Genomic DNA, 25,867 nt, shown 5'->3' with positions numbered 1-25,867 from the left:
ATGGCACTGAGAATAAGGTCGAAGAAAGAGTTCGGCAGCGCGCTGCTCTATGGAGTACTGGGCACAGCCGGTTTTGTGATCGCAGGCGACTATGGTTTCGGCACGGCCGGACGCATGGGGCCTGGATATTTCCCACGGGTCATTTCCGGTCTGCTCATTCTGGTCGCGCTCGTATCGCTGCTGCGCAGCCTGAAACGCGATGGCGATCCGATTGGCCCGGTCAACTGGAAAGCGCTGCTGCTGGTCACGGCATCGGTTTGCCTGTTCGGCCTGTTGCTGACCGGGGCGGGACTGCCGCTGGCGCTGACCGTGCTATTGCTGGTATCGGCCGCTGCGAGCCAGCATTTCGCCCTGTCGGTGCGCTCGCTCGCCGCTCTCATGGCGCTGGTTGCTGTCTGCTCCCTGGTCTTCGTCAAGGGACTGGGTGTGCCCATGCCGCTCACCGGAAGCTGGCTTTCGCCGCTGTTCGCCTCCTGAGGACCCTGCGATGGACATGCTGTCAAATCTCTGGATGGGGCTGACCATTGCCTCCTCGATCACCAACCTCGGTTATTGCCTTCTCGGCGTCTTCCTCGGCACGGCCATCGGCGTGCTGCCGGGCCTCGGCCCGGTCGCCACGATCGCCATGCTTTTGCCACTGACCTTCGGTCTGCCGCCGGAAACGGCGCTGATTATGCTCGCGGGCATCTATTACGGCGCCCAGTATGGCGGCTCCACCACCGCCATTCTCGTCAATTTGCCGGGCGAGCCATCGTCAGTGGTCACCGCGCTTGATGGCCACCAGATGGCGCGTCAGGGCCAGGCGGGACGTGCGCTCTCGACCGCTGCCATCGGCTCGTTTATCGCCGGAACCATCTCGACGCTGCTGATCGCGCTCTTTGCGCCAGCACTGGCGGCGGTGGCGCTGCAGTTCGGACCGGCGGAATATTTCGCACTGATGGTGCTCGGCCTGATCGCCTCCATCGTCATGGCGTCGGGCTCGCTGCTGCAGGCCTTCGGTATGATCCTGACCGGTTTGCTGCTGGGCATGGTCGGCACGGACGTCAACTCTGCCGTTCCGCGTTTCACTTTCGATGTGCCCATGCTCTCCGATGGCATCAGTTTTGTTGTGCTTGCCATGGGCATCTTCGGCTTGGGCGAGATTGTCGCCAATCTGGAGGCCGAAGGGGAGCGCACGCTGCTCACCCGCAAGGTGACCAATCTCATGCCGACACGCGAGGACTGGCGCCGCATCATCGGCCCGATCGCCCGCGGCACGGCGCTGGGCTCGGTGCTGGGCATTCTGCCCGGTGGTGGAGCAGCGCTGGCATCCTTCGGTTCCTATTCGCTGGAAAAGCGCCTCTCGAAAGAGCCGGAACTCTTTGGCAAGGGCGCGATCGAGGGAGTGGCCGGTCCGGAATCGGCCAACAATGCCGGCGCGCAGACCTCCTTCATCCCGATGCTGACCCTGGGGCTACCCTCGAATTCCGTAATGGCCCTGATGATCGGTGCCATGCTGATCCAGGGCATTCAGCCTGGTCCTTCGGTCATGACGGAACAGCCGACCCTGTTCTGGGGCCTGATTGCCTCAATGTGGATCGGCAATCTGATGCTGCTTGTGCTGAACCTGCCGCTGATAGGTCTCTGGGTCCGCATGATCGCCATTCCCTATCACTTTCTGTTCCCGACTATCATCGCGCTCTGTGCTATCGGCGTCTTCAGCGTCAACAACAGCCTGTTCGATGTCTATGCCATGGCGCTGTTCGGCGTGGTCGGCTACCTCTTCCGCAAACTGGAGGTCGAGCCGGCGCCGATGTTGCTCGCCTTCATCCTCGGTCCGATGATGGAGGAATTCCTGCGCCGCACGCTTCTGTTCTCCAAGGGCGACCCGAGCGTCTTCTTCACCCGACCGCTCAGTGCGGCCCTGCTTTCGATCGCAGCGATCATGCTGCTGCTGGTTGTTCTGCCATCGGTCAGGAAGAAACGCGAGGAAGCATTCCAGGAGGGGTGATGGAGAAAGGAGGGATTGGTGAAAGCCGGCAATCCTCCGACATACACTCCCATGGATACACACAGGTGCCGCGAGACGGCGCGCCCTTAGGCGGCAGGTGTCATCCCAGCTTATAGCTTCAACTAGATGTCCGCTTCACTGGTTCGACAGATCGAAGCGGACTGTCCCGTCGCGACCCCTTAAACGACATCGCTTTCGGGTCCCCAGCCAATTTTAGCGAAACCCGTATCGGGACGACTGATGGTCTGAAAAACGGCAGCTACGATGGCTCAAGTTGTTGAGAAGGCATCACTTTTTTCTGTGAGAAGTAGTCGCTCATTTTCAGTCGCAAACCGACCTAAAATGGCCTGCCTGGAGAACCTGGATTCTCACATGATTTCAAAGGCTTAACAAAATAGCCATTGATTTTCCTCTGTTTTCTTGCCGTGAGCGACCGTGGATGCAATCTTTGTGCCCTGGCTTTGGGCCGACGTCAACATGGCGAGAGAGCGGCAATTATTTCCGTTCGGGAGTGCCAAGCAGAAGCTGAGGGGAGCATGTTCGCGTGGCAGTCTTCCGCCCCAATCCGATCTCTCGTGGTAAAGCGCTAGCTAGCAGTCGTTAGGGCTAACCGCGGGTCCCACCCGTCGACGAATTTAAGCCGCAGCTAACCGGACAATCGAGGTGCCAGTTGATGCTTATCAAGCGGCAAGCGTTCTCTTGAGGTTAGTGTGCTGCCTGTGGAGGACAAGACAATGCGTTCAGGCCCAAAATTGAGTTTCCATGGTGCTGCTGGCACGGTGACAGGATCCTGCTTCAGTCTCGAGGTAAATGGTCGGCACATACTCGTGGATTGCGGGATGTTCCAGGGCTCCAAGAGCGAGAAGCAACTGAACTACAGGGCTTTCCCTTTCGATCCTCGCCAGATTGACGCTGTCATCCTCACCCATGCCCATATCGATCATTCGGGCCTTTTGCCTAAGCTCGTGAAGCATGGTTATGCTGGACCGATCTATGCAACGCGTGGCACGGTTGATCTGTGCAGCGTGATGTTGCCGGATTCGGCCCATATCCAGGAATTCGAAGTCGAGCAACTCAACCGTCGGAACCGGCGGCGCGGCCGCGAGGTCGTCGAACCGATCTACACCGCCGAGGATGCTGAGGCGACACTCACCCAGTTCAGACCGTTGTCATTGCGCCAGTGGCAGGATCTGGGTGACAGTATACGCATCCGCTTCTGGAATGCCGGGCATCTGCTTGGATCGGCCTCCGTGGAGATCGAGATCGGCGGCGAGACGCCGGCCCGCCTCCTGTTTTCTGGCGATCTTGGGCCGGCCTTCAAACTGCTCCAGGCCGATCCGGAAGCGCCTCAGGGCTGGGATTATGTGGTGTGCGAGAGCACGTATGGCGATCGGGACCGCATCGACACGACCGATGAGATGCGGAGACGCATCTTGCAGGCAGAGGTCACCGCCGCCGCGCGGCATCGTGACGGCGCCCTGATCATTCCTTCCTTCGCGGTCGAGAGAACCCAGGAGCTTCTTGCCGATCTCGTCTTCCTGATGGAGCAGAACAAGATCCCGGATTGTCCAGTGATCATCGACTCTCCTTTGGCAACCCGAGCCACGGAGATTTTCAAGGCCCATAGTCGCGAGCTGGACAATGGCGACCTTCTGGAGCGCGCGATCCGCTCTCGGTTCGTGCGCTTCACAGAAAGCGTCGAGCAATCCAAGGCGCTGGACTTCGTGAAGGGCTTTCACATCGTCATCGCAGCCAGCGGCATGTGCGAGGCAGGACGCATCCGCCACAGACTGAAAAACTGGCTGTGGCGGGAGGAGGGGACGGTGCTCCTCGTCGGCTTCCAGGCGGCGGGAACACTTGGGCGGATACTCCAGGACGGTGCGTCCACCGTGAAGATCCAGGGCGACGAGATCGCCGTCAGGGCCCGGATCCGTTCGATCGATGTCTATAGCGGACATGCGGATGGTGCCGAGCTGCTCGCATGGCTTGCCGCACGACAGCCCATCCGCCACGCCATTTTCCTGGTCCATGGTGAAGATCAGGCACTCGCGGCCATGAAGGCAAGGGTTGCCGCCGTCATTGGCGAGGAACGGATCTATATCCCCCACATCGACTCGGCTTTTCGCCTTGAAGCCAATGGTCCGGTCGATATCTCAAGCTTCCTGCCGCCGCCTCGTATGGATCCGGCGCAGGCAGGCCATCGCGACTGGAACAACGACTATCAGGGCCTGATCCAGGATCTCCAGGCCGAGCTTCGCATGGCTGCAGACGACAAGGCCCGCCGGGCCATCGTCCGCAAGATCAGGCGCGCCATCGAGACCTGAGGCCGGTACGGGCGGAGACGCTGCCGCGGGCCAGGCGCAAGCCTGACACGTTCAGTAAGCCTGCGGCACAGCAGGGGACTCAGATGGCGGCGACGGCGTCTTGCAGGAGAGAGCGGACCTGGCCAGCGACCGTCTTGAGGTGCGGATTGTCGATCGCCTGCATCGAGGCGACGGGATCGATGGCGCTGACCATGATGGTCCCGTCCTCCAGCGATCGCACGATCACATTACAGGGCAGCATGGCGCCGACCCTGGGTTCCATCTTCATCGCTTCAAGCGCCATATTAGGATTGCAGGCGCCGAGAATGAGATAGTCAGCCACATCGACGTCGAGCTTCTTCTTCATCGTCGCCCGCACGTCGATTTCGGTCAGCACACCGAATCCCTTCGTCGCGAGAGCCGACTTCGTAGCTACGACCACCTCGTCGAAAGGCATGCCTTTGATTGTCTTGTCGATTGTATAGGTCATGATCTCACTCCCCTGCGATCGGCGGTTACCGATCCTGTTGCCGGTGTGGGCCCCACACCGAAGCATGTTCTCTCAGCGTCGCGCACCACCTAGACGGCGGTTCCCACCAGAGCACCAATCCCTGCCGTCAGCGCCATGGCAAAGGCACCCCAGAAGGTGACGCGGATTGTGGCCTTCAGCACGTCTGCCCCTCCGGCCTTGGCGCCGATGGCTCCAAGCAGCGCGAGAAACAGCAGTGATGCGGCAGAGACGAGCCACACAAGCTGGTTCGCCGGTGCCAGCCACACCATGGCAAGCGGCATCATGGCGCCAACCGCAAAGGTCAGCGCCGATGTCAGGGCAGCCACGATCGGTCGGGCGGTGGTGATCTCGGAAATGCCGAGTTCTTCGCGGGCATGCGCCTCGAGCGCATCCTTGCGCATCAACTGCTCCGCGACCTTTTGGGCCAGATCGATATCGACACCACGCTTGGCGTAGAGCTGGGCAAGCTCTTCTCGCTCCAGATCGGGCTGGGTTTCAAGCTCCAGCCGTTCACGGGCGAGATCGGCCTGTTCGGTGTCCGCCTGCGAACTCACGGAAACATATTCGCCCGCTGCCATCGACATGGCTCCGGCCACCAGTCCGGCAATGCCGGCGATCAATATCTCGGAGCTTCCCGCCGCAGAGGCAGCGACCCCGACGATCAGGCTTGCGGTCGACACGATGCCGTCATTTGCACCGAGAACGGCAGCCCGCAGCCATCCGATCCGGGACACGAGATGCGTTTCGCTGTGAAGGCTCCTCATGAGGCCCTCCGGATCACGCCATCAAGGCGGGTCGCGAGAGCCACGGTGTTGGAGATCGTGCCGTATTTGCGGACATTCTTGTGCAGGAGCTCGAGCCGCTGGTCGGTCTCGTCGGTATCGATCACGAGTTCGTAGTTGACGGAGACGATACGCGGCGGATCATCCTGCCGGACGGCGTGAAGCATCACCTCCCCACCATCGAGGGAGAAATCGAGGAGAGGCAGGACACGCTCGATCCCCTTGATCATGCAGGCGGCAATCGACGCCAGCAACAGTTCGGCCGGATTGAAGGCGTCGACCGGACCGGTCAGTCCGGTGGCAAGCCTGACCTCTGCCTTCTCTGTGCGCGCCACGCTCTGCCTGGGATCGATCCGTCTTGCCGAGACCCTGTATTCAAGCATCGCAAGTCCTCCTCATGTGATCCTCCTGGAGGTTCACGAGATGCACCGTATCATCAGGCCCCATGCCGGACTTGATCGACATCAAGACAAGGGAAGACTGTCGAACACCAAGAGCAAGAGACTGGCCGCAAGGCCGGCATAGGGTATCCACATGGGACAGATGAAGACCTCCGGGGGCGGGGTAGACTCCCGCCACTTTATGCGGATCAAAGCCAGGTTCACGATTGCAAACAGAACCAGCGTGCCTTGCGAGGTGAGTTCGGCGAGCCCCTCCAGCGGGAGCGCGGTCGAGAAGAGCAGGATGAGGGTAACCCCGGCCGGTCGCGACAAGCGGCGTGCCCGTCCTCCTGCTGACACGCCCCAGAACCCGCGGGAGGTTTCCCTGTTGCGCCAGACCGTAGATGACCCGTGCGATCATGATCATGTGGACGATGACGCCGTTGAGCGTTGCGACGATGGCGATCACGCTCAGACTGGATGGCGGCCAACCCGTCAACCGTTCGAAGACCATAGCGAGTGGTGCGTTGGAAGCGGCAAGTTCTGAAGGCGGGACGGCTATGATCGATACCCAGACGACCAGTCCGTAGATGACGGCGGTCAGGCCGAGGGTAAGGAACAGGGCAGCGGGCAGCGTGCGGCGCGGCGCCTTCATCTCTTCGGCAACGTTGACCAGGTGTTCGAAACCGATGAAGGCAAAGACTGCGATCATGGTTGTGCTTGCCACGCCCAGCCATCCCCCCAAATCGCCTCCGGGCCAGATCTCCGGCAGCCGCGTGAGCAAGCCCGTTCCGTTCCACACACCAGCCCCGACGATCAGCACCAGCCCTGCGACCTCAATCAGTGTCATGAGGCCCGCGAAGGTGACGGAGTGGATGGTTGCGAGACAGGAGACCAGCCCCATCAAGCTGACAACAGCGGCGATGATCCAAACTCTATCAAACGGAAGGAAGGTCTGCAGATATCCGGCACTGCCCGAACTGATCGTTGAGGCGGAAATCACTGCGGTGATGATCACCAGAAGGCCGGTGGCAAGACTGAGCCAGCGGCGGTGAAAGGCTCGCTCGACATAGGCCGCTTCGCTGGCGCTTACCGGCATGCGTGTCCCGAGTTCGGCAAATGAACCCGCACTCAAGCCCATCACGATTGCGGCCAGCGCAAAGGCAAGCGGCGCATGCATTCCCGATCGACCAGCCGCGACCCCCACGAGTACATAAATGCCGGCGCCGATCGTGACACCCAGACCGTAAAGGACGGCGTGCACGAGACCGAGCCGTCTGAGGAGCTGGGCTGGCGCCGTTTGGGATTGATCGGAAGGCATGAGCTACTCTCCGGGAGGACTGAGGTCTGTTCGGTGTGTCGACGCCTTTCCTTCGCAGGCTCGACCTCACCCTACACCGCTTCCCGCGACAGTTGCTTGTTATTCGATGCAGGCCCGGAAAACGCCCGGGCCTACTGCGCCAAGGTCTTCAATCGGGTGACCAACAGCACTTTCCGATTGTTATGGCCAAAGGGAACAATGAGGCGTAGTGTCTGCACAAATGCAGGACTGGGCATCGATGGGATCGTCCGCTCTGCGATGGAGGGATAGCCGATGCAGCAATTCGGAGACCCGAGTGACGCGAAAAGGCTAGCACTAGCCATCGTTGAAAGCATACCGGAACCCTTCGTCGTTCTCGATAGTCATTTGCGGCTGGTCGCCGCAAACAGCGCCTTCTTCGAAACCTTCGAGATCGATCCGGGACGTTCACATGGGATCAGCCTGTTTGATCTGGATGAGCGGCAATGGGACATTCCCCTGCTTCGCAAGCGTCTTGCTGCAGCGATCCCGGACCACCCGGAGATATCCGCCTTCGAGTTTGACAGGGACGTCGCCAGGATCGGACGCCGCACGCTGCTGATGTCGGCGCGAACCGTCGATTATGGCGGATCCTCTGCCCCCAACACGCTGCTTGCGTTTCGCGACATCACCGAGGCAAGGCGGGCGGAAGCCGAGAAACAGGCTCTGCTGGAGCGCACGGAGGAATTGCTCGTCCAGCAGCGCATTCTCTTTCAGGAGATGCAGCACCGGGTGGCCAACAGCCTGCAGATCATCGCCAGCATCCTGATGCTGAAGGCGCGCGCCGTGACGTCCGAGGAAAGCCGTCGTCATCTCGAAGACGCCCACCAGCGCGTGATGTCGGTCGCCACGGTGCAGAACTATCTGCATCTGACGGATGGCGTCGACGAAATCGAGGTCTCAGCCTATCTGCAGAAGCTCTGTTATGGCCTGGCGAAGTCCATCATTGTGGACAGTCGGCCGATTGTCATCGACCTCCACGCCACCGTAAGCACGATCCCGTCTCGCAATGCCGTCAGCATCGGTCTGATCGTGACCGAACTCGTCATCAACGCCATCAAATATGCCTTCCCGGTGTCCACGGGGTCCGAACGGGTTCTCGTTAGCTATGAGACACGCGACACTGACTGGCGGCTGGTAGTCGCGGATAACGGTGTCGGTCGCAGCGTGACGGAGAAGCCGGCTGAGCCCGGATCTGGTCTCGGATCCCTGATCATCGAGGCTCTGGCGAAACAGCTCGATGCGCGGGTCGAGATTGCATCCAGCGATAAGGGCATGAGTGTCACTGTGGCTCATGCGACGTTCCATTCGACCACGAGCACCGCAGCCTGAGGCCTTGACCGCCGGACGGTGGGGTGACGCTGACAACCTCCTCCATCCTCGAAGCTGGGATCGATCGGAACGCCTACGCGTCTCATCCGTTGCGATCAAGAGACTTTATGGCGACATTGCAGAAAGACGGTGACATGAAGATCCGCGCAGGATTTTACATTGAATACGAGTGTCAGAACGAGACGCCCATGTTGCTCGTCCTGAAAATTCACCCATCGCGTGAACGGGATCTCTGCACCGAACAAAACCTCTCCTTCAGCCGACCGATTTCCCATCGAGACTATCTCGATGCCTATGGCAACGCCTGTAGCCGGATTCTGGCGCCTCCCGGCAGGACGATGATCTCGACCGAGTTCGAGGTGAGCGACAGTGGGCTGCCGGAGTTTCTACCCGAGCAGTCCGTGCAACTCCCGATCCAGGATCTGCCCGATGACGTGCTGGTCTTCCTGCTGGGCAGTCGCTATTGCGACACCGATCGTCTGGCCGATTTTGCCTGGAAGCAGTTTTCTGCGACGCCTCTGGGCTGGCCGCGTGTCAAGGCCATCCTCGACTTCGTTCATGGCCATCTCGTGTTTGATTATGACAGGGCAGACCCGATGCGCACGGCCCATGGCGGCTTCATGGACCGGACGGGCGTGTGCCGCGATTTCGCGCATCTCACCATCACGCTCTGCCGATGCCTGAACATCCCCGCCCGCTATTGCACAGGTTATCTCGGTGATATCGGCGTGCCGAAAGATCCGCATCCCATGGATTTCAGTGCTTGGTGCGAGGTCTATCTCGGCGGTCGATGGTGGACCGTCGATGCGCGCCACAATGTCCCGCGGATCGGGCGCATCCTGATGGCGAGGGGACGCGATGCCACGGATGTCGCGCTCTCGACAGCCTTCGGTCCGGCAACGCTGACGCATTTCGAAGTCGTCACGGAAGAAGTCGACTGACGGCCATCAGGCCTTGGCGCGATGAACAAAGACCTCGACCCATCGCCATTGGCGGACGGCTGAGCCGACGAGAGGAAGGTGCCAAATGACCATCCAGCGAGCAAGCTTCTATGTCCTCCTTCTCATCATCACGATCGCCTTCGTGTGGCTTCTCATCCCCTACTACACAGCGGTGTTATGGGCCGTCATCCTGGCGATCCTTTTCTTCCCCATCCACAAGCGCTTGGAGCGGTGGCTGGGTGGTCGCCCAACGGGCGCGGCATTGCTGACGCTGCTCCTTTGCATCTGCCTCGTCATCCTGCCGGCTCTCGGCATCCTGGCATCCCTGATTCAGGAAGGGACGAGCCTCTATCAGCGCATCAGCAGCAATGAAATCGACCTGAATGCCCATCTTCTGCGTTTGCAGGCGGTGCTTCCCGAATTTGTAAGCAACTGGTTGACTTCGCTGAAGCTTGATGGCTTTGCCGAGTTGTGGGCACGGCTCTCGTCGGGCCTGATGGAGGCTGGTCAGTCGATTGCAGGCGGTCTGTTGAGCTTCGGTCAGAACACGCTGCAATTTTTCATCAGCATGGGGCTCATGCTCTATCTTCTGTTCTTTCTGTTTCGGGATGGCGCGTCCCTTGGAAAGACTTTGCGCCACTCCATTCCGCTGAGCGACGACTACACGCGACAGTTCGTCGACAAGTTCGCGGCGGTTGTCCGCGCCACGGTCCGCGGTAATGTGATCATCGCAATCATCCAGGGCATCATCGGAGGCGTAACCTTTTGGGCCTTGGGCATAGAAGCGGCCCTGCTCTGGGGCGTCGTGATGACTTTTCTGTCGATGCTGCCGGCCATTGGCGCAGCAATCGTCTGGGTGCCCGCAGCCATCTGGCTCTTCCTGGTCGGTGCCTGGGTCAAAGGAATAATCATGGTGGTGGTCGGAGCCTTCATCATCGGCTTGATCGATAATATCCTCAGACCGCCCCTCGTCGGTCAAGGTGCAAGGCTACCCGACTATGTCGTTCTGATTTCGACCGTCGGTGGCATATCGCTCTTTGGCCTGAGTGGCTTTGTCATTGGCCCCCTGATTGCAGCACTCTTCATTTCCGCGTGGTCCTTGTTCATCAAACAACAGGATCAGCGGGCGGAGGTTCAAGACCACCCGATGGATCCGGGAAAAAAGGGCGGGAATAAGTTTTCGCAATAAAACACAGCGCCACCCTGACAGTCGTCGAGCATGGCAGGTCTCATCAACCTGCAAGTGCGCCATCGCCGCATCTTTTCGCTGTTTGCAGGGTGCTCTTGCAATTTCTGATTTGCGCACCACTTTGATATCAATGGCAGCCACTTTACGGGCGCTGTCATTTTACGGGCGGCACGCACCCGAGCCCCAGCAAAGGAGGACGATATGTCTTCCGACAGCAATCTTCTTCCGCTTGGCAATACAGATATCGGCATCATCAAAGACGTTCTTCGCTACACGGGGTTTCAATACCAGGAGCCGATGTGTGAGCTGGACCGCAATGCGGCCAGATACGCGCTCGAACTCTATCAGAATGGAACGAGGGAGCCGGATGTTCTGATCGCGGCGGTCAGCACATGGGCAGAAGGTCTCTCTGAGCGTCGCGATCAAACGACCGCGATGGAGTTTGGCGTATGAGCCTATCGTTTGCGAATAGAACACGGACTTACGACGAGCGCCGCGGTGTTATCAGGTTTGTCGGCTACGACGGATTGAAGCAGATTGTCTTCCTTTTGTCCGTGGGGCTCTTCGAGCAGGAAAGCTCTCACTCGAGTCTGCGGGAGCAGGGCTATCTGATGGCCTTCGATCGGTGCCACAGCCGGATCCTGGAGATCGCGCAGGCTCTGTATCAGAAGAACAACCGCTCGATGATCAAAATGGACGCGAACGCTGTCGGTTCTTCACTGCGGTTCGCGAACTGACTGGTTACCCATCACCGTTTCAGTGCAATCCAGATGAGGAGATGACCATATGACACTCGTATCCCTTGTTTCCGTCAACGCGGCGGAGGCCCATGAACGTCCTTTAGGACGTTTGTTCGCTAAGCCATGGTAGGCCGGCTTACGTCAGATGATGCTGAGACGAAAGCAGAGCAGCGGACCTTACGATCCCTGCTCAAACGATCCAACTATGCGACTTCTGATCTTGAAGCCCTGGCAGGGCCTGACGGCACGCGTGAGCAACGGATAATCGCACAAATCAACGACGGCATGATCATGGCCGATGGCTACCCCGCTTCCAAGCGACAGATGGTTCTTGCAGAGCGCGCTGCGCTTTCTCGCTGGGAAGATGAGGGCGGCAGTTCCTCCACTTCCGGAACCGCTCAAAAGCAGGTGCTGGAGGGTGGCGACGATGGCGAAGGGTAATGACATCGTGGTTCTGGCCGATGTCAGGTCGAGACGTACTGCAGCTCGACCGATTCACACGGCAATTGTCGAGATCAAACCGATCAGTCCGCGCAAGACGTGCAAGGTCCTCATGTTCTCTGGCCGGACCAGGATGACTTCGGCAATCAAGCCGTAACACTCATCGGCTCTTGTGATGCCCCAAGATCGCAAGGTCACCAAAGGGATTGGAACATCAGATGTTCACGCGAACGAAAAAGAGAACCGTACAATTCAACGCACCCTTCACGCTCACGGGGCTTCAGGGCGTGTACCCGGCGGGTGACTACGATGTCTTGGACGACGAGGAGCAGATCACCGGGATCTCCTGGCTCGCCTATCGGCGCGTCTCCACCATGATCGAAGTGGCCTCAGGCAACAAGAAGAGCTTGGTTGAAATAGATCCATCGGAACTCGATGCCGCCCTGGAAAAAGACAAGCTGCTCGCAGTGCAGGGACTGTGATTGGGAACCGATCATCGACCCGTCAGTCCTGCAGTCCCGCCCATGTCGAGCGAACCCTCAAAAAGGAGAAACAGCATGCCTTCTCATCGCTTTACCATCGGCCAGATGGTCCGCCTCGTCACGACCAAGGGGCTGTCTCCTGCCGCCGCAGTCACCTACACCGTCGAGGCCCCAATGCCCGCCTATCAGAACAGCCCGCAATACCGGCTGTGGAATACTGAACTTCAACAGGGACGAGTTGCCCTGGAACGGGAACTTGAAGCGGTACAACCCCGATGAACTCTGATGTCCTGACCGTTTGCGGCAACCAGCTTGCCATTGTGCCCTGAAGGGGAACGTCCATGCCCAAGCCAACGCGTATCGCCTTCATCGGCAACTCTCCCCCGCGTCAGTGTGGCATTGCCACATTTACGAGTGATCTGTCGCACGCCATGACCGAAAGCGCCGCCGGTGTCAGTGCCAGCATCATCGCCATCACGGACGAGCAGCAGAGTTACGCCTATCCGCCCGACGTGATCTTTGAGATCCGGGAGCCCGAACCTGAAGATTATGTGACCGCAGCGAGGATCCTGAACGAAGGACGTTTCGACGCTGTTTCCCTTCAGCACGAATTCGGTATCTTTGGTGGGCCTGACGGTGAGTTTATCCTGACACTCCTGTCGCATCTGCGGGTGCCAGTCGTCACAACCTGCCATACGATCCTTGCTGATCCGACACCTTCGCAGCACCGCGTGCTGAAAAAGGTCGCCGCGTACTCAAATCGTATTGTCGTTATGGCGGAGCGCGGACGTCTCTTGCTCACGGAGGTCTATGGGGTTGCGCCAGAGAAGATAGACGTCATCGCACACGGCATTCCCGATCGCCCCTTTCATGACCCGGAATTGGCCAAAGTCGAACGAGGCTACGCGGGACGACCGATCATCCTGACATTTGGCCTGCTCTCTCCGAACAAGGGGATCGAGGTGGTGATTGATGCCATGCCCGCGATCCTGGAGCAGACCCCTCGCGCGCTCTACATCGTGCTTGGGGCCACCCATCCGACATTGCTACGCAAGCAGGGCGACACCTATCGAGACAGCCTGCGGCATCGCGCGGAAAAGCTCGGGGTCGACCACGCCGTGCAATTCCTCAACCAATTTGTAGACCTGCCGACACTGCTCGACTTTATCGCCATGTGCGACGTTTACGTGACGCCTTATCTCGACGAAGCGCAGATGACGTCTGGAACTCTTGCCTACAGCTTTGGCATGGGCAGCGCAGTCGTATCGACCCCCTACTGGCACGCCCTGGAACTTCTGACCGATGCACGCGGCGTTCTCGTTCCATTTGGCGACGCATCGACGACCGGCAAGGCGATTGCCGCCCTCCTCGGAGACGATGAGCGTCGTATGGCCATGCGCCACCTCGCCTACGATGCGGGACGTTCGATGATCTGGCCCCATGTGGCCGCACTCTATCTGGAGAGCATGGCAAAGGCGCGCGAATCCTTTCGGCCGAAGCTCGTCAGTGACCTCGTCTCCTTGCGGATCAAGCGGCCGGCGCAGCGAACGGCGTTGAAACTCGGTCATTTCCACGCCATGTGTGACGATACCGGCATTATTCAACATGCCGTCTTTTCTGTGCCAGACAGGTCTCACGGTTACTGCGTGGACGACAATGCGCGGGCGCTGCTTCTATCGTCTCTGCTGTCGAAAGCTGCTGAGATTGGAATTCCCGATCGGATGACAGTGTCATTCGCAGCCTTTGTCGAACATGCGTGGAATCCGGATACGGGCCGTTTTCGCAACTTCATGAGCTTTGACCGCCGCTGGCTCGAGGACGAGGGATCCGAAGACAGCCACGGGAGGACGCTCTGGGCCCTGGGCTGCTGCGCGCTCAACGACACCGATGCGCCTCGCCGCCGCTGGGCGAGTGCGCTCTTTGCGAAGGCCATGTCCGTCACGCTCGACTTTCGCTCTCCCCGAGCCTGGGCTTTCACGCTCCTCGGATTGAACGACTACTGCACGGCCAATCGCCACGATCCCCACGCACGTATGCTGCGCGTCCGGCACGCCGAAAATCTGATGGATCTGGAACGGCGTGTGTCGAAGAATGGACGCCGCTGGTTCGAGGAGGGACTGTCCTACGAAAACGCGCGACTGAGCCAGGCTTTGATTGTCACGGGCCTGTCGACCAAGGTGTCAGCCTATGTCGAAACGGGTTTGGCGACTCTGCAATGGTTGATGGGGCAGCAGACTGCAGAAGCTGGTCATTTTCGGGCCATAGGCACGGACGGCTTCTTCGAAATCGGTGAACCACCGAAGCCATTTGATCAGCAGCCCGTGGAGGCAACGGCAACGATATCGGCATGTCTTGCCGCGTACGAAGCCACCTCCGACAAGCACTGGATCGAGGTTGCCAACAGAACCTTCAATTGGTTCACGGGCAGCAACGATCATGGGATCTCGCTTGTCGATCCGGAAACGGGGAGTTGCCGCGACGGCCTGCATGCAGACCGCCCCAATGAAAATCGCGGCGCTGAATCCGTACTTTGTTACCTGATCTCCTCAATCGAGATCGGGAGAGTTAATCAGGCACACGCGCCTGTGCTTCCCAAGGTCGTGTTCCGGCAACTCTCATGAGCCGGATCACCCCTCATCCAGACAGAACAGGTTCCCTTTTGCCCCAAGACAGCCTTCTGAACCGGCAGGCTCTGTATCTCCGGCCGGACCCGACACGCGTGATCGTGCGCCCATTCAAGCCATCAACCGAGCCGCGCCACCTCAATCCACGTGACAAGAGCAGGGCGAATGAGATCGTCGATCGCGTTCTGTCGCTGGATCCGGTCGCCACGGCCCAGCAGTTGCGCGATATCCTCGCCAATTTCGACGGACGACACCGCAACCTGTTGCGCCAGTTCGAGCTGCGGGCGGATGCGATGGAAGACGCATTCCATCATCACCAGCAGTTCAGCCAGCAACAGAGGCAGTTGGTCGGGGCCTATTTCATGAACGAGTATTCGTTCGAATCCGCCGCCCTATTCAATCCCAGTATCGTTGCGCATCCAGATCAGTCTGGTATCGTTGAGGGCAGCAGGCGGGTGATCCTAAGTCTGAGGGCGGTCGGAGAGGGCCACATCTCCTCGCTAACCTTCCGCTCGGGTGTGCTTGATCCGAATGGTGCTTTGGCCATCGATCCTCCGACACGGTTGGCTGGGCTGCCGGACATTCATGCCCATGATGGATTAGCGCCCGCCGGATGTATCGGGCTCAGCTTCAACCGTGACAGCGACCTCAGCGAGCGCGTTGTCTTCCCGGTCACCGAGGCCCAATCCAACGGCATCGAGGATGCCCGTTTCGTGGCTTTTGAGGACGATAGTCAGACGATCTATTTTGCCACCTATACGGCCTATAGCGGCTCTTCAATCCGCTCGGAACTCCTTGAGACGAAAGACTTTGCGACCTTTACCCTGACCCCTTTGCGAGGCCCTGCTGCCCGCAACAAAGGCATGGCGCTGTTTCCTCGGCGGATCAACGGGCGCTACGCGATGATTGCCCGGCAAGACAGCGAAAACCTCTTCCTCCTCTATTCCGACGATCTTCACTATTGGGAGGAGGGCCAAATGCTGATGAAGCCGGAATTTGCCTGGCAGTTCGTACAAATCGGAAACTGCGGCTCGCCAGTCGAAATCGATGAGGGCTGGCTCATGTTCACCCACGGGGTGGGGCCGATGCGACGCTACGCGATCGGGGTGACCTTGCTCGACAAGCAGGACCCCAGCATCATTCTCTCGCGGACGGTCGACCCCTTGCTGCAGCCGGATCCGATGGAGCGGGAAGGCTATGTGCCGAATGTTGTCTATTCCTGCGGTGCCATGCGACACGGCGACCTGATTGCCCTGCCTTATGCTGTGTCGGACACTTACTCCAACTTCACGACGATCAAGATCCGGGAGCTTCTGGAAACGATGCGTCCCATCGGGGCGAGTTCATGATGACGAACCGTACCGGAAGGCGACCACGAGGACTTCCGTTGTGAGCCTGTCGCTTCTCAAATCACATTTCCTTCAGGTGATTTTGCCGACTTGGGCCGTCGTGGGCTATGACGAGCGCTGCGGTCAGTTTGTCGAGCATCTGGAACTCGATGGATCAGCCCAGGCATCCGGAGAGGTTAGGACGAGAACGGTGGCACGGCAGATCTATGTGCATGCGCATGCGGCCCATCTCGGTGTTGCACCGCCCGCTTCTCTTCAAATGGCTGAGGCGGCCTTTGCCAATCTGCACCGCGTCGCCTGGATTGGCGGTAGGCGTGGCGGTTACGCTCGAGCCTTCAACCGCCATACCGAAATCATCACCGACCCCATCCGCGACCTCTATGACAGTTCCTGCATCCTGCTTGCCCTCTCATGGCTGCTGACGGCCACCGGCAAGGACATGTACCGTCATCATCTCGATCAGGCCTTCATCGCGATCGACCGGACATTGCAGGATCCTTTCGGCGGGTGGGCCGAAGACAGCGACGGAAGCCTGCCGCGCAGGCAGAACCCGCACATGCACTACCTCGAAGCGGCTCTGGCCCTATGCGAAAACAATCGGACATCTGCTTACATGAGGGTGGAAGCTCAGGCCTTCGCACTCCTGCGCTCGCATTTCCTGGTCGGACAAAAAGGGCCGCTTCACGAGTTCTTCGGGCCGCAATGGGAACTCGCCTCCCAATATGGATCGGATCGGCTGGAACCGGGTCACATGTGCGAATGGGTGTGGCTGACGACACGCCATGACATTCTGGCCGGCAGCGACCACGCCAAGATCTGCCTCGACCTCTTCTCGACCGCTCTGGCGATCGGGCGTATTGAGGTTTCACCCTTCCTGGTCGATGTCGTTTCGGCGGTCAGGCCCATCATACCTTCGCGAAGGCTCTGGCCTCAGGTGGAGATGCTGAAGGCGCTCTTGTCACTCTACGAGCGTTTTGGTTTCCAAGGATATCTTGTCGAGGCAGACGACGTGGCTGGTGCCATCCTGGGAGCCTACATGACCGGAGCGCCTCCCGGTTGCTGGCATGATCGCCTGGACACGAACGACATGCCAATTGCCGAGACGATCCCCGCAAGCTCGCTCTATCACCTCTGGACTGCCGTTGCGGATCTGGTCGGAGATGACCGTCACGTCCGCTCCCTGTCTGCAAGTCACGTATCCATGACGTCTGGGACAAAGGGAAACAGTCTGTCCTGATATCAAGCTTCGAGGCTAAAAGCGGACTATCGATTTGCTGCCCAAAGCGATCGTCGCTCTTAGGTCCCCAGCCAATTTTGCGAGACCTGCTTCAGCAAGACGGATGGCTTGGTGAATAGCAGGCGAGATTGCTCAAGTTGTTGAGAAGGCGTCGCTTTTTTCTGTGAGAAATAGTCTGTGATTTCCAGCGGAAAACCGACCTAAAATGGCCTGCCTGGAGAGCCTGGATTCTCACATGATTTCAAAGGCTTAGAAAAATCACCTTTGATTTCCCTCTGTTTTCCTGCCGCGAGCGACCGTGGATGCCATCTTTGTGCCCTGGCTTTGGGCCGACGTCAACATGGCGGGAGAGCGGCAATTATCTCCGCTCGGGAGCGCTAACACGGAGGTGAGGTGAGCATTTCGCGTGGCGGCTTTGCGCCTCCAATTCGGTCGTAAAGGTAGTCATCGCTAATGCCCCAAAGCCGACGAATCCCAAGAACCTCCCACATTTGGAGGGGACTCGGGTTTCGGGTCACTAGCAGTCGAAGTGGCTGCGGCCGGAGTTTCAGGTCAATTTCCCCCAAAGTCTCTTTGCAGCTCCTTCATGAGCCAGCTCCGGAAGATCTGTACCTTTCTCTATCTTCTTAAATGGGGGGGCGCCAGCCGGTACCCGTACTCGCTGAGCGCCTCGAAGCTAAATGGCTTAACCAGTCGCCCATCCTCCAGTGCCTGCTTTGTCAGAACGGTCCAGCCCAGAAGAACGCCTTGTCCAGTGACTGTCGCCTTGAACGCCAGCATGGGATCAGTAAATCTCGGTCCATCGCGCGCTATTCGTGCCACTCCCGCAGCGCTGAAACGCAAGGCGTAAGGGTTTATCGCTGTGCTTACGCACGGCGGCTGTAACCCTGTTCTATGTGTTTCGGCGTGCAAAATTGGCTCTGACGCAATTTTGGTGGTCAGAGGTCTATCCGGCGCCAATGACGCGGGCCTGAAGGAGGTCGATTTTCCCTCGGCCGTACATCTGGCGTTTTACAAGCTTGAGCTTGGTAATCTGCCCCTCTGTCTGTCCATTCGACCAAGGCGAACTGATCGCGGCACTCACGGCTGCCCGGTCTTTGGCGACACCATTGGCGAAGGCCGCGACCAAGCTTGATCGGGCCCGTTCCAGCCATGATTCGAGATCGGCGAGAGATTTCTTGCGGATCATGGCTTGGAAGGCGGCGACGACTTCCCGCGCCTCGACGAGTTGCGGCACGCCGCCTTCAATCGCGGCAACCGTAACGGTCTGAGACTTGGAGAGATCGTCGCGACCGATGGTCATGAGGCGTGCGACAGTCCGTGCCGACGGCGTACGGCTCAAAGCCTCGCAATCCATCTTTTCCGCCTTTCTCCGACGCGTCGCCCACTCGGTGACAACACGAAGGCAGCCCCGGAATCCCTGACGCGTCAGCTCTCGCCACAACTGTGTGCCATTGCGGTGACCGGCGCTCCACTGCGCGTCGAGCCATGGCAGATAAACTTCAAGGGAGCTCTCCCGCACGCGGAACACGTCGGATCGCTGACCACGTAGTACCCGCCTGACAAGGCCGCGACTGTGCCCTGTGCAACGAACGATTTCTTTGATTGCAACACCGGACTTGGCCAAGTCCAAAATGACGGCGTTCGTGTCTTCTCGATGCAGATATCCCTGATATTGGATCCGCTCAGCGGCCGTCAGCAGCTCCGGGTTGATCGTTACCGAGCCGATCGCTGTTCTGATCTGACGCATCGATTTGCGGACGGCGTCGAGGAATGCCCGACTGGCGTTCTCCATCAAATGCCATCGATCGGCCACTTGGGTTGCGTCCGGCAATGCCTTGGCTGCAGCAAGGGCGTAGGCGCCACCGCGGTCGCGGGCGACAATACTGATCTGTTGCTGATCCGAAAGCCAGGCCTGAGCGGTTGCCGGCTCTCGGTCCGGCAGAAGTGCGATGGTTTTGCGCCGTTCGAGATCGCAGATGATCGTCCCGTAACGCTGGTTGCGCCGCCATGCCCAGTCATCGATGCCGATCACCGTCGGCGGAACGATACGCGGGGTGCCGCGCCGTCGGACAACACGCAGCAAGGTGTCGTTGCTGACCGGCACCATCAGTCTGCGGGCGATAGTCGCCGCCGGTCGCCCACCCAAAGCAAGCCCGAGATGATGGACGATATGATCAAGCCGCGCAGTACGCCGGGCCCACGGCGCCAGGACATCTGCCTCGAAGCGCTCGGCAAAGATCCTTCGGCAACACAGCACTGCGTCACAGTAGAACCGGCGTGCGGCAATTACCAATCGCACAGACTTTCCCGCTATGGGAAGATCCGTTAGACGTCGATGATAACGACTGTGTATCCGCTCAGATCTTGTTCCACAGCCTGGACAAGGACTGGACATATCCGCCGATCGGACAGCGAGTATTATCGAGTCGTCAGCAGAAGCTGTCTCGTCGATGACAAAGCCTCGGGGCACGAGTGCGGAGGGGCGAAGCGAATGAACCATGGCGCTGATTCCTTTTGCAAAACCAACGCCAGCCGACGCCCAGAATTCATCAAAAGTGAGTCAGAGCCAAGTTTGCGTGCCGATTGACACATCGCTGCCGCCAGTGAACTCGCTCAAGGTTTTATCGACCAGTTCGTGGCGCTCATCGATCTCGAGCAGGGCTGCTGCGCGGCCCTCGAAGATCTTCGACGCTGCTCGCTGGCGATTGATCGCGGTGTCTTCAATTTCGAAGTGGTACATCAGCCTGCAAATGCCGGCTTCAAAACTTGCGCTCACGGCTGTCGTGCGCTCAGCAAGATAATTGATGCGGATGGCATCGACGTGAGAGACTGGTACGCCATTCTTCAAGAGATAGCTGAGGCCGATGCACCCTTCCTCCAGGGAGAGCTCCACACGTGTTCCGAACTTGGCGAGAAGTTGGTAGGCCCAGCCCGCTTCAAGATCGAGCTCCATGTCAACGACATCACCCGCGCGCCCGAAGATCTTTGCGGCTTCGCTGATCTCTCCCAGTCGCTCGAGTTCCTTGTCGCGCTCATGTTCAAAGAGCTTCTGGAGCTGCTGCTTGGACATTGTTTCCTTCGACTGCATCTTCAATTCGGCAAGCCGCGTGTTGAGTTTGCGGCCGATCATCTGTGCCTTCCTATGATCCGAACAATGAAGGGTCAGTGAAAGTCGGCTGCCGGGTTGGCAGTGAATGAAGGCTGCTGGAATGCGTGGCCGCCAGGTAGAAGATGTTTCCCCGGCGGATAAGATTTTCGACCCCGTGGCGGACTGCCATGACGTAGACACCCTGAATCAGGCCCTGAAGGTCACCCCGTGCCTATTTCGGCTTGGGTCTCACCTTTGGGCATCAGTTTTGGGCATCAGGTCGCCGATGACGCCAAAACGGGATCCGGTACGACGGAAAAACACGAAAATCAAGGCTTTTTGGGAGAATTGGCTGGGGAACCTGGATTCGAACCAAGATTAACGGAGTCAGAGTCCGTCGTTCTACCGTTGAACTATTCCCCACCAAGGTATCGCCGCAGCGGCGATCGGTGAGCGGGCTTATAGCCAAAACATTTCGCATTGCAAAGACTGAAATTCAAAAAAATGACAGAAGCCAGAGGTGATCTTGAGGGCGAGGGCGAAGATGGATCGGCCGTCACGAGATGAGACGCTGATGGCTCTGGCTTGCGTCGAACAGCGCTGCCGGAAAAACCGTTTGGCGCTCAGGGCCGGCGCTGGTATGCTTTGTCCAACGAAACGAATGATGACACCAGCGGCATGCGTCGATCTCGGCGCCTTGCGCGGTGCTGTGGAAAACTTCAGTGACAGACCCCAATCGCGGCGGACAGCCGAACAGCGAGGGGGCGTCGACAGGCAAGCGCAAGGGCGGATCTTCCCGCCGGCGCGGCAAGGGCAAGAAGGCGGGACCGGTCAAGAACGGTCACGAGGCTTCTGCCTCGGCAGGATCGGCGGGCGCGCCGGTCGCCGAGCGACGTTCCGAATCAGCCTTTGCGGATGGTCCCATCCGCAAGCGAAAGCGTCGTAGACGCGGCAAGGGCGGCGGTGCCGCCTCCTCGACGCCCGCCACCGGAAATCCGATTAGCAAGACCCATGATCATGACGCGGCGGGCACCCTCCTGGCGCCCGCGTCCCCGAACTCGCTGCACGATGGCCGCGGGGGGCAGGGCATGCCCGCTCAATCCAAAGCGGAGAGAATGGGTGAGCAGGCTGCGCCGGACCCGGCCAGTCCGCGACACGGCCGCAAGCGCAAGCGCAATCGAAACCGGCATGCCGTGGTTCAGAAGTCGGGCCATGTGCGCCCGCTGACCGGCTCCGAGCCGCCCTCGGCGACCTTGGAAAAGCCGGGTCGGACCGAAGTTCATGCTGCTCCGGCCACGCAACTGGTTGCCCATCCGCCGCAAAAGACCGCGCCCGCTGCCGAGCGCATCCGACCCATCCAGGACGGTGGCCCGGACGATCTCTATGCGGCACTCGATCTCGGCACCAACAATTGCCGCCTGCTGATTGCCCAGCCCACCCGGCCGGGCCAGTTCCGCGTCGTCGATGCCTTTTCGCGCATCGTGCGCCTGGGCGAAGGGCTCGCGGCAACCGGCCGCCTGTCTCAGGATGCCATGGACCGCGCGGTCGAGGCCTTGCGCGTCTGCGCGTCCAAGCTGTCCGGCCGAGATATCCGGCGCATGCGGCTGATTGCAACCGAAGCCTGCCGTGCGGCCGAAAACGGCGAACTCTTCCTGGAGCGCGTAACCGTCGAAACGGGCCTCAAGCTCGAGATCATCAATCGCGAGACCGAAGCGCGGCTTGCCGTCTCCGGCTGCTCCTCGCTGGTCGGCCGGGAAGCGCGCTCCGTGGTGCTCTTTGATATCGGCGGCGGCTCCTCGGAGATTGCGGTCATCCGCATCCATGACAACCGCTCCAGCCGGCTTGCCAACCACATCACCCACTGGACCTCGCTTCCCGTGGGTGTGGTCACGCTATCGGAGCGCCATGGCGGCCGTGATGTCACGCCTGATATCTTCGAGGCGATGACCCGCGAGGTCGAGGGCATGCTGGCGAAGTTCGAATGCCCCGATATCCCGCGCGGGATGGACGATTTCCATCTGATCGGCACCTCTGGCACGGTGACGACGCTCGCCGGCGTCCATCTCGACCTGCCGCGCTACGATCGCCGCAAGGTCGATGGCCTCTGGCTGTCCGATGCCGAGGTGACGGCCATGCAGGCAAAGCTCCTGTCCTGGGATTATGCCGGTCGCGCCTCCAATCCCTGCATCGGGCCGGACCGTGCCGATCTCGTTCTGGCCGGCTGCGCGATCCTGGAGGCGATCCGCCGCCGCTGGCCCTCGAGCCGTATGCGCGTTGCCGATCGTGGCCTGCGCGAAGGCCTTCTCACCGATATGATGGCCGATGATGGCGTCTGGCGCCGCGGCCGCAACCGACGTCCTCCAGTTTCGAGGGAGCGCTGACCATGGCAAAACCACCCATCGGCGGCAACCGCACCGGCCGAAAGCTCGGCCAGAAGGTCAAGAAGGGCAACCTGAAGGCCTCGTCCAGGCGCTGGATCGAGCGTCATATCAACGACCCCTATGTCCAGCGGGCGAAGCTCGAGGGCTACCGCGCCCGCGCGGCCTTCAAGCTGCTCGAAATCGACGAAAAGCATCAGATCCTGAAAGGCGCCAAGCGCATCATCGATCTGGGGGCCGCGCCTGGCAGCTGGTCGCAGATCGCCGCCAAGGTGACCGATTCCACGGATGACGATATACGCGTCGCGGCGATCGACTTCCTGGAAATGGCGCCGATCCCGGGCGTGAAGATCCTGCAGCTCGACTTTCTCGATCCGGACGCCCCGCGCCAGCTGATCGAAGGTGTCGGCGGGACGCCGAACCTTGTCATCTCGGACATGGCGGCGCCCACCACGGGTCACCAGAAGACCGACCATCTGCGCACCATGCATCTGTGCGAAGTCGCGGCCCATTTTGCCGTCGAGGTTCTGGCCGAGGGCGGGCACTTCTTGGCCAAGACCTTCCAGGGCGGCACGGAGAAGGATCTGCTCAACATGCTGAAGCAGAATTTCCGCCAGGTGCTGCATATCAAGCCGGCCTCGTCCCGCTCTGAATCGGTCGAGATGTTCCTGCTCGCCAAGGGTTTTAAGGGCCGCAAGGGCGGTGTCGTGGGTGGCGAACTCGACGAGGAGGGTTTTGCCCGCGATCCGCGGGAGCTTGATCCGGCCGACGAGACGGAAGACTGATCGGAAGCTGCGTATGTTCACCTACATCACGGTCGGCACCAATGATCTCGAGCGGGCTATCCGCTTTTATGATGCAGTCTTTGCCACGCTCGGTATCGTGCGCCGTGTCACGGTGGAGAATGAGGCCGGCTACGGCCCGCCGGATGATGTCAGATGCCGCTTCTGGGTGACCCGTCCCTTCGACGGAAAGGCTGCAACGGTTGGCAACGGCTCCATGCCGGCCATCGATGCGCCGTCGCGTTCCGCCGTCGATGCGTTCCATACCGCAGCATTGGCGAATGGTGGCACGGACGAAGGCGCTCCGGGCCTGCGTCATTTCCATCCGAATTTCTACGCCTGCTATGTCCGCGATCCCGATGGCAACAAGCTTTCGGCGCTCTGCGAGCGGCCGGAATAGTCACTTCACACTGATCGTCTCGTCGTCGCTTGCCCGTCGGTAGCCCGAGACGGCAGAGCCGACATCGCGCGGCAGCCTGAAAAACGGCACCACCGCAAACAGCGAAAGTCCGGCAACGACCGCAAAGGCGAGGTGGAAATCGCCAAGCGAGAGCGTCTCGCCGGTGATCCGTGTACTGGCCTCGAGGATCGAGGCTGCGGCGGCCACGCCGAGCGCCAGGCTCACCTGCTGCAGCACGGAGGTGAGCGACGTTGCCTGTGACGCCTCCCGGTCCTCGATCTCCGCATAGCCAAGCGTGTTCACGCCCGTGAAGAAGAAGGACCGGCAGAAGCCGCCGATCAGCAGGATTGTCATGATCAGGACAATCGGGGTAGCCGGCGTGAAGAGCGCATTGGCCGCCGTCGTGATCGCGCCGAAAATCCCGGCAAGGATCAGCACATTGCGGAACCCGGCCGCCGCAAAAGCGCGTCTGGCAATGAACTTGGTCGAGATTGCCCCGACGGCGGCAATGAAGGTGGTCATGCCGGATTCGAAGGCGGTCATGCCGAAGCCGAGCTGCAGCATCAGCGGCAGCAGGAAAGGCGTGGCGCCGGCGGCGATGCGAAACAGCGTGCCGCCGACGATCGAGGCGCGGAAGCTCTTGTTGGCGAAGAGCGACAGGTCGAGCAATGGGGCAGGGTGCCGGCGGGCGTGCAACACATAAAGGACCATGGCGATCACCCCGACCAGCGTTGCCGCCGCCCCCACCCAGACGGGAAGCGCCGGCAGGCTCATCACCGACAATCCGAAGACCAGACCGGACGCCGCGGCAGCGCTGAGGAAAAAGCCCATCCAGTCGATCCTTGCCGTCTCGATCGGTTCGATGTCGGGCAGATAGATCCCTGAAAGCCAGAGACCGAGAAGCCCGATCGGAATATTGATCAGGAAGATCCAGTGCCAGCTGAAGAAGGTGGTAATGAAGCCGCCCACCGGTGGGCCGGTGATCGGACCAAGCAGGGCGGGGATGGTCAGCAGTGCCATGGCCGAGACGAGTTCGCTCTTCTTCGTCGTGCGCAAGAGGACGAGCCGCCCGACCGGCGTCATCATCGCCCCGCCCATGCCCTGCAGGAAGCGGGCCGCAACGAAGGTCAGGAGCGAATCCGAGATCGCGCAGAAGATCGAGCCCAGCATGAAGACGACAATGGCCGCGCGAAAAACACGCTTGGCGCCGTAGCGATCCGCCATCCAGCCGCTGACCGGAATGAAGATCGCAAGCGCCACCATATAGGAGGTCAATGCCAGCTTCAGCGTGATTGGTCCAACGCCCAGATCCATCGCAATCGTCGGCAGCGCCGTGGCGATCACGGTCGAATCCATCTGTTCCATGAAAAGCGCGACGGCGAGGATGAGGGGCGTGATGCGGTTCATCGGCATTCCGGGATGGGCCGCAGGCGCGACTAGGGCAAGGGGTGACATAGCGCAATCGCGCGCGGCTTGAAACCGGCAAGATTTCGGCCCTTGCGGACAAGTTCTGCTTACGCCTGTGGCGACGCAGCGACCATCGGCATCACGATGGTGTGAGAGCGCTACTCGCAGC

24 protein-coding genes and 1 tRNA gene are annotated in these 25,867 nt (G+C 59.9%); 17 read left to right on the top strand and 8 right to left on the bottom strand.

Features of this window, described 5'->3' with window-relative positions; genetic code table 11:
• The 3 genes from AC1PUL_RS14010 to AC1PUL_RS14000 all read left to right on the top strand — a co-directional run bounded on the left by AC1PUL_RS14010 (window position 1) and on the right by AC1PUL_RS14000 (window position 4,314).
• On the top strand, window positions 1-477 hold the full coding sequence (locus AC1PUL_RS14010; protein ID WP_480464767.1) for a tripartite tricarboxylate transporter TctB family protein: 477 nt from the start codon (window positions 1-3) through the stop codon (window positions 475-477).
• Window positions 478-487: 10 nt separating this feature from the next.
• Complete coding sequence (locus AC1PUL_RS14005; RefSeq protein ID WP_480464766.1) at window positions 488-1,990, top strand: tripartite tricarboxylate transporter permease; 1,503 nt, start codon at window positions 488-490, stop codon at window positions 1,988-1,990.
• A 734-nt stretch (window positions 1,991-2,724) separates the two neighbouring features.
• Window positions 2,725-4,314, top strand: a complete 1,590-nt coding sequence (locus tag AC1PUL_RS14000; RefSeq protein ID WP_480464765.1) for an MBL fold metallo-hydrolase — start codon at window positions 2,725-2,727, stop codon at window positions 4,312-4,314.
• Window positions 4,315-4,393: 79 nt separating this feature from the next.
• On the opposite strand, the gene AC1PUL_RS13995 is transcribed toward AC1PUL_RS14000, so the two are convergent.
• The 4 genes from AC1PUL_RS13995 to AC1PUL_RS13980 all read right to left on the bottom strand — a co-directional run bounded on the left by AC1PUL_RS13995 (window position 4,394) and on the right by AC1PUL_RS13980 (window position 7,287).
• Complete coding sequence (locus tag AC1PUL_RS13995; RefSeq protein WP_480464764.1) at window positions 4,394-4,783, bottom strand: DUF302 domain-containing protein; 390 nt, start codon at window positions 4,781-4,783, stop codon at window positions 4,394-4,396.
• A gap of 89 nt (window positions 4,784-4,872) precedes the next feature.
• The gene (locus AC1PUL_RS13990) at window positions 4,873-5,568 is read right to left on the bottom strand and encodes a VIT1/CCC1 transporter family protein (RefSeq protein WP_480464763.1); all 696 of its coding nucleotides are present in this window, start codon (window positions 5,566-5,568) and stop codon (window positions 4,873-4,875) included.
• Window positions 5,565-5,969: an OsmC family protein gene (locus AC1PUL_RS13985; protein ID WP_480464762.1), complete on the bottom strand. Its 405-nt coding sequence runs from the start codon at window positions 5,967-5,969 to the stop codon at window positions 5,565-5,567. Before AC1PUL_RS13985 ends, AC1PUL_RS13990 begins: the two co-directional genes overlap by 4 nt.
• Window positions 5,962-7,287 (bottom strand): APC family permease, encoded by a 1,326-nt coding sequence (locus tag AC1PUL_RS13980; RefSeq protein WP_480464761.1) that lies wholly within the window; start codon window positions 7,285-7,287, stop codon window positions 5,962-5,964. Before AC1PUL_RS13980 ends, AC1PUL_RS13985 begins: the two co-directional genes overlap by 8 nt.
• Before the next feature lie 273 nt (window positions 7,288-7,560).
• Here AC1PUL_RS13980 and AC1PUL_RS13975 point away from each other — a divergent pair, with 273 nt between their 5' ends.
• The 11 genes from AC1PUL_RS13975 to AC1PUL_RS13925 all read left to right on the top strand — a co-directional run bounded on the left by AC1PUL_RS13975 (window position 7,561) and on the right by AC1PUL_RS13925 (window position 17,640).
• Complete coding sequence (locus AC1PUL_RS13975; RefSeq protein ID WP_480464760.1) at window positions 7,561-8,637, top strand: sensor histidine kinase; 1,077 nt, start codon at window positions 7,561-7,563, stop codon at window positions 8,635-8,637.
• 134 nt (window positions 8,638-8,771) lie between these two features.
• Window positions 8,772-9,578: a transglutaminase-like domain-containing protein gene (locus tag AC1PUL_RS13970; protein WP_480468584.1), complete on the top strand. Its 807-nt coding sequence runs from the start codon at window positions 8,772-8,774 to the stop codon at window positions 9,576-9,578.
• An 85-nt stretch (window positions 9,579-9,663) separates the two neighbouring features.
• The gene (locus AC1PUL_RS13965; protein ID WP_480464759.1) at window positions 9,664-10,767 is read left to right on the top strand and encodes an AI-2E family transporter; all 1,104 of its coding nucleotides are present in this window, start codon (window positions 9,664-9,666) and stop codon (window positions 10,765-10,767) included.
• Between the two features lie 201 nt (window positions 10,768-10,968).
• The gene (locus AC1PUL_RS13960; RefSeq protein ID WP_480464758.1) at window positions 10,969-11,220 is read left to right on the top strand and encodes a hypothetical protein; all 252 of its coding nucleotides are present in this window, start codon (window positions 10,969-10,971) and stop codon (window positions 11,218-11,220) included.
• The gene (locus AC1PUL_RS13955; protein WP_480464757.1) at window positions 11,217-11,504 is read left to right on the top strand and encodes a DUF1488 family protein; all 288 of its coding nucleotides are present in this window, start codon (window positions 11,217-11,219) and stop codon (window positions 11,502-11,504) included. The genes AC1PUL_RS13960 and AC1PUL_RS13955 overlap by 4 nt, the downstream gene beginning before the upstream one ends.
• 126 nt (window positions 11,505-11,630) lie before the next feature.
• Window positions 11,631-11,948: a hypothetical protein gene (locus AC1PUL_RS13950; RefSeq protein ID WP_480464756.1), complete on the top strand. Its 318-nt coding sequence runs from the start codon at window positions 11,631-11,633 to the stop codon at window positions 11,946-11,948.
• A gap of 218 nt (window positions 11,949-12,166) precedes the next feature.
• Window positions 12,167-12,430 (top strand): hypothetical protein, encoded by a 264-nt coding sequence (locus AC1PUL_RS13945; protein WP_480464755.1) that lies wholly within the window; start codon window positions 12,167-12,169, stop codon window positions 12,428-12,430.
• Window positions 12,431-12,505: 75 nt separating this feature from the next.
• Window positions 12,506-12,709, top strand: a complete 204-nt coding sequence (locus tag AC1PUL_RS13940; protein ID WP_149740678.1) for a hypothetical protein — start codon at window positions 12,506-12,508, stop codon at window positions 12,707-12,709.
• Between the two features lie 62 nt (window positions 12,710-12,771).
• On the top strand, window positions 12,772-15,051 hold the full coding sequence (locus tag AC1PUL_RS13935) for a glycosyltransferase family 4 protein (RefSeq protein WP_480464754.1): 2,280 nt from the start codon (window positions 12,772-12,774) through the stop codon (window positions 15,049-15,051).
• Complete coding sequence (locus AC1PUL_RS13930; RefSeq protein ID WP_480464753.1) at window positions 15,048-16,403, top strand: glycoside hydrolase family 130 protein; 1,356 nt, start codon at window positions 15,048-15,050, stop codon at window positions 16,401-16,403. The genes AC1PUL_RS13935 and AC1PUL_RS13930 overlap by 4 nt, the downstream gene beginning before the upstream one ends.
• A 40-nt stretch (window positions 16,404-16,443) precedes the next feature.
• Entirely contained in the window at window positions 16,444-17,640 is a 1,197-nt protein-coding gene (locus AC1PUL_RS13925; protein WP_480464752.1) for an AGE family epimerase/isomerase, read from the top strand.
• A 946-nt stretch (window positions 17,641-18,586) separates the two neighbouring features.
• On the opposite strand, the gene AC1PUL_RS13920 is transcribed toward AC1PUL_RS13925, so the two are convergent.
• The 3 genes from AC1PUL_RS13920 to AC1PUL_RS13910 all read right to left on the bottom strand — a co-directional run bounded on the left by AC1PUL_RS13920 (window position 18,587) and on the right by AC1PUL_RS13910 (window position 21,154).
• The gene (locus AC1PUL_RS13920; RefSeq protein ID WP_097142919.1) at window positions 18,587-20,143 is read right to left on the bottom strand and encodes an ISL3 family transposase; all 1,557 of its coding nucleotides are present in this window, start codon (window positions 20,141-20,143) and stop codon (window positions 18,587-18,589) included.
• 60 nt (window positions 20,144-20,203) lie between these two features.
• The gene (locus AC1PUL_RS13915) at window positions 20,204-20,713 is read right to left on the bottom strand and encodes a hypothetical protein (RefSeq protein ID WP_480464751.1); all 510 of its coding nucleotides are present in this window, start codon (window positions 20,711-20,713) and stop codon (window positions 20,204-20,206) included.
• Between the two features lie 367 nt (window positions 20,714-21,080).
• Window positions 21,081-21,154: transfer RNA gene (locus tag AC1PUL_RS13910), tRNA-Gln, on the bottom strand.
• Between the two features lie 299 nt (window positions 21,155-21,453).
• On the opposite strand from AC1PUL_RS13910, the gene AC1PUL_RS13905 reads away from it, so the two are divergent.
• The 3 genes from AC1PUL_RS13905 to AC1PUL_RS13895 are packed head-to-tail and all read left to right on the top strand — an operon-like array spanning window position 21,454 to window position 24,291.
• Entirely contained in the window at window positions 21,454-23,112 is a 1,659-nt protein-coding gene (locus AC1PUL_RS13905; RefSeq protein WP_480464750.1) for a Ppx/GppA phosphatase family protein, read from the top strand.
• Window positions 23,113-23,114: 2 nt separating this feature from the next.
• Entirely contained in the window at window positions 23,115-23,894 is a 780-nt protein-coding gene (locus tag AC1PUL_RS13900; RefSeq protein WP_480464749.1) for an RlmE family RNA methyltransferase, read from the top strand.
• A 13-nt stretch (window positions 23,895-23,907) separates the two neighbouring features.
• Window positions 23,908-24,291 (top strand): VOC family protein, encoded by a 384-nt coding sequence (locus AC1PUL_RS13895; RefSeq protein WP_480464748.1) that lies wholly within the window; start codon window positions 23,908-23,910, stop codon window positions 24,289-24,291.
• Here AC1PUL_RS13895 and AC1PUL_RS13890 read toward each other — a convergent pair whose 3' ends face one another.
• Window positions 24,292-25,698, bottom strand: a complete 1,407-nt coding sequence (locus AC1PUL_RS13890; RefSeq protein WP_480464747.1) for a DHA2 family efflux MFS transporter permease subunit — start codon at window positions 25,696-25,698, stop codon at window positions 24,292-24,294.
• Window positions 25,699-25,867: the final 169 nt, after the last annotated feature.

Source organism: Rhizobium sp. P43, from assembly GCF_056730705.1.
Note: the sequence above shows the minus strand (reverse complement) of the source record. Positions and strands in the feature narration are given on the sequence as shown.

Bases quoted from the DNA above. Each gene is read 5' to 3' on its own strand.
- AC1PUL_RS14010 (WP_480464767.1), top strand. From the start codon at position 1: ATGGCACTGAGAATAAGGTCGAAGAAAGAGTTCGGCAGCGCGCTGCTC.
- AC1PUL_RS14005 (WP_480464766.1), top strand. From the start codon at position 488: ATGGACATGCTGTCAAATCTCTGGATGGGGCTGACCATTGCCTCCTCG.
- AC1PUL_RS14000 (WP_480464765.1), top strand. From the start codon at position 2,725: ATGCGTTCAGGCCCAAAATTGAGTTTCCATGGTGCTGCTGGCACGGTG.
- AC1PUL_RS13995 (WP_480464764.1), bottom strand. From the start codon at position 4,783: ATGACCTATACAATCGACAAGACAATCAAAGGCATGCCTTTCGACGAG.
- AC1PUL_RS13990 (WP_480464763.1), bottom strand. From the start codon at position 5,568: ATGAGGAGCCTTCACAGCGAAACGCATCTCGTGTCCCGGATCGGATGG.
- AC1PUL_RS13985 (WP_480464762.1), bottom strand. From the start codon at position 5,969: ATGCTTGAATACAGGGTCTCGGCAAGACGGATCGATCCCAGGCAGAGC.
- AC1PUL_RS13980 (WP_480464761.1), bottom strand. From the start codon at position 7,287: ATGCCTTCCGATCAATCCCAAACGGCGCCAGCCCAGCTCCTCAGACGG.
- AC1PUL_RS13975 (WP_480464760.1), top strand. From the start codon at position 7,561: ATGCAGCAATTCGGAGACCCGAGTGACGCGAAAAGGCTAGCACTAGCC.
- AC1PUL_RS13970 (WP_480468584.1), top strand. From the start codon at position 8,772: ATGAAGATCCGCGCAGGATTTTACATTGAATACGAGTGTCAGAACGAG.
- AC1PUL_RS13965 (WP_480464759.1), top strand. From the start codon at position 9,664: ATGACCATCCAGCGAGCAAGCTTCTATGTCCTCCTTCTCATCATCACG.
- AC1PUL_RS13960 (WP_480464758.1), top strand. From the start codon at position 10,969: ATGTCTTCCGACAGCAATCTTCTTCCGCTTGGCAATACAGATATCGGC.
- AC1PUL_RS13955 (WP_480464757.1), top strand. From the start codon at position 11,217: ATGAGCCTATCGTTTGCGAATAGAACACGGACTTACGACGAGCGCCGC.
- AC1PUL_RS13950 (WP_480464756.1), top strand. From the start codon at position 11,631: ATGGTAGGCCGGCTTACGTCAGATGATGCTGAGACGAAAGCAGAGCAG.
- AC1PUL_RS13945 (WP_480464755.1), top strand. From the start codon at position 12,167: ATGTTCACGCGAACGAAAAAGAGAACCGTACAATTCAACGCACCCTTC.
- AC1PUL_RS13940 (WP_149740678.1), top strand. From the start codon at position 12,506: ATGCCTTCTCATCGCTTTACCATCGGCCAGATGGTCCGCCTCGTCACG.
- AC1PUL_RS13935 (WP_480464754.1), top strand. From the start codon at position 12,772: ATGCCCAAGCCAACGCGTATCGCCTTCATCGGCAACTCTCCCCCGCGT.
- AC1PUL_RS13930 (WP_480464753.1), top strand. From the start codon at position 15,048: ATGAGCCGGATCACCCCTCATCCAGACAGAACAGGTTCCCTTTTGCCC.
- AC1PUL_RS13920 (WP_097142919.1), bottom strand. From the start codon at position 20,143: ATGGTTCATTCGCTTCGCCCCTCCGCACTCGTGCCCCGAGGCTTTGTC.
- AC1PUL_RS13915 (WP_480464751.1), bottom strand. From the start codon at position 20,713: ATGTCCAAGCAGCAGCTCCAGAAGCTCTTTGAACATGAGCGCGACAAG.
- AC1PUL_RS13900 (WP_480464749.1), top strand. From the start codon at position 23,115: ATGGCAAAACCACCCATCGGCGGCAACCGCACCGGCCGAAAGCTCGGC.
- AC1PUL_RS13895 (WP_480464748.1), top strand. From the start codon at position 23,908: ATGTTCACCTACATCACGGTCGGCACCAATGATCTCGAGCGGGCTATC.
- AC1PUL_RS13890 (WP_480464747.1), bottom strand. From the start codon at position 25,698: ATGAACCGCATCACGCCCCTCATCCTCGCCGTCGCGCTTTTCATGGAA.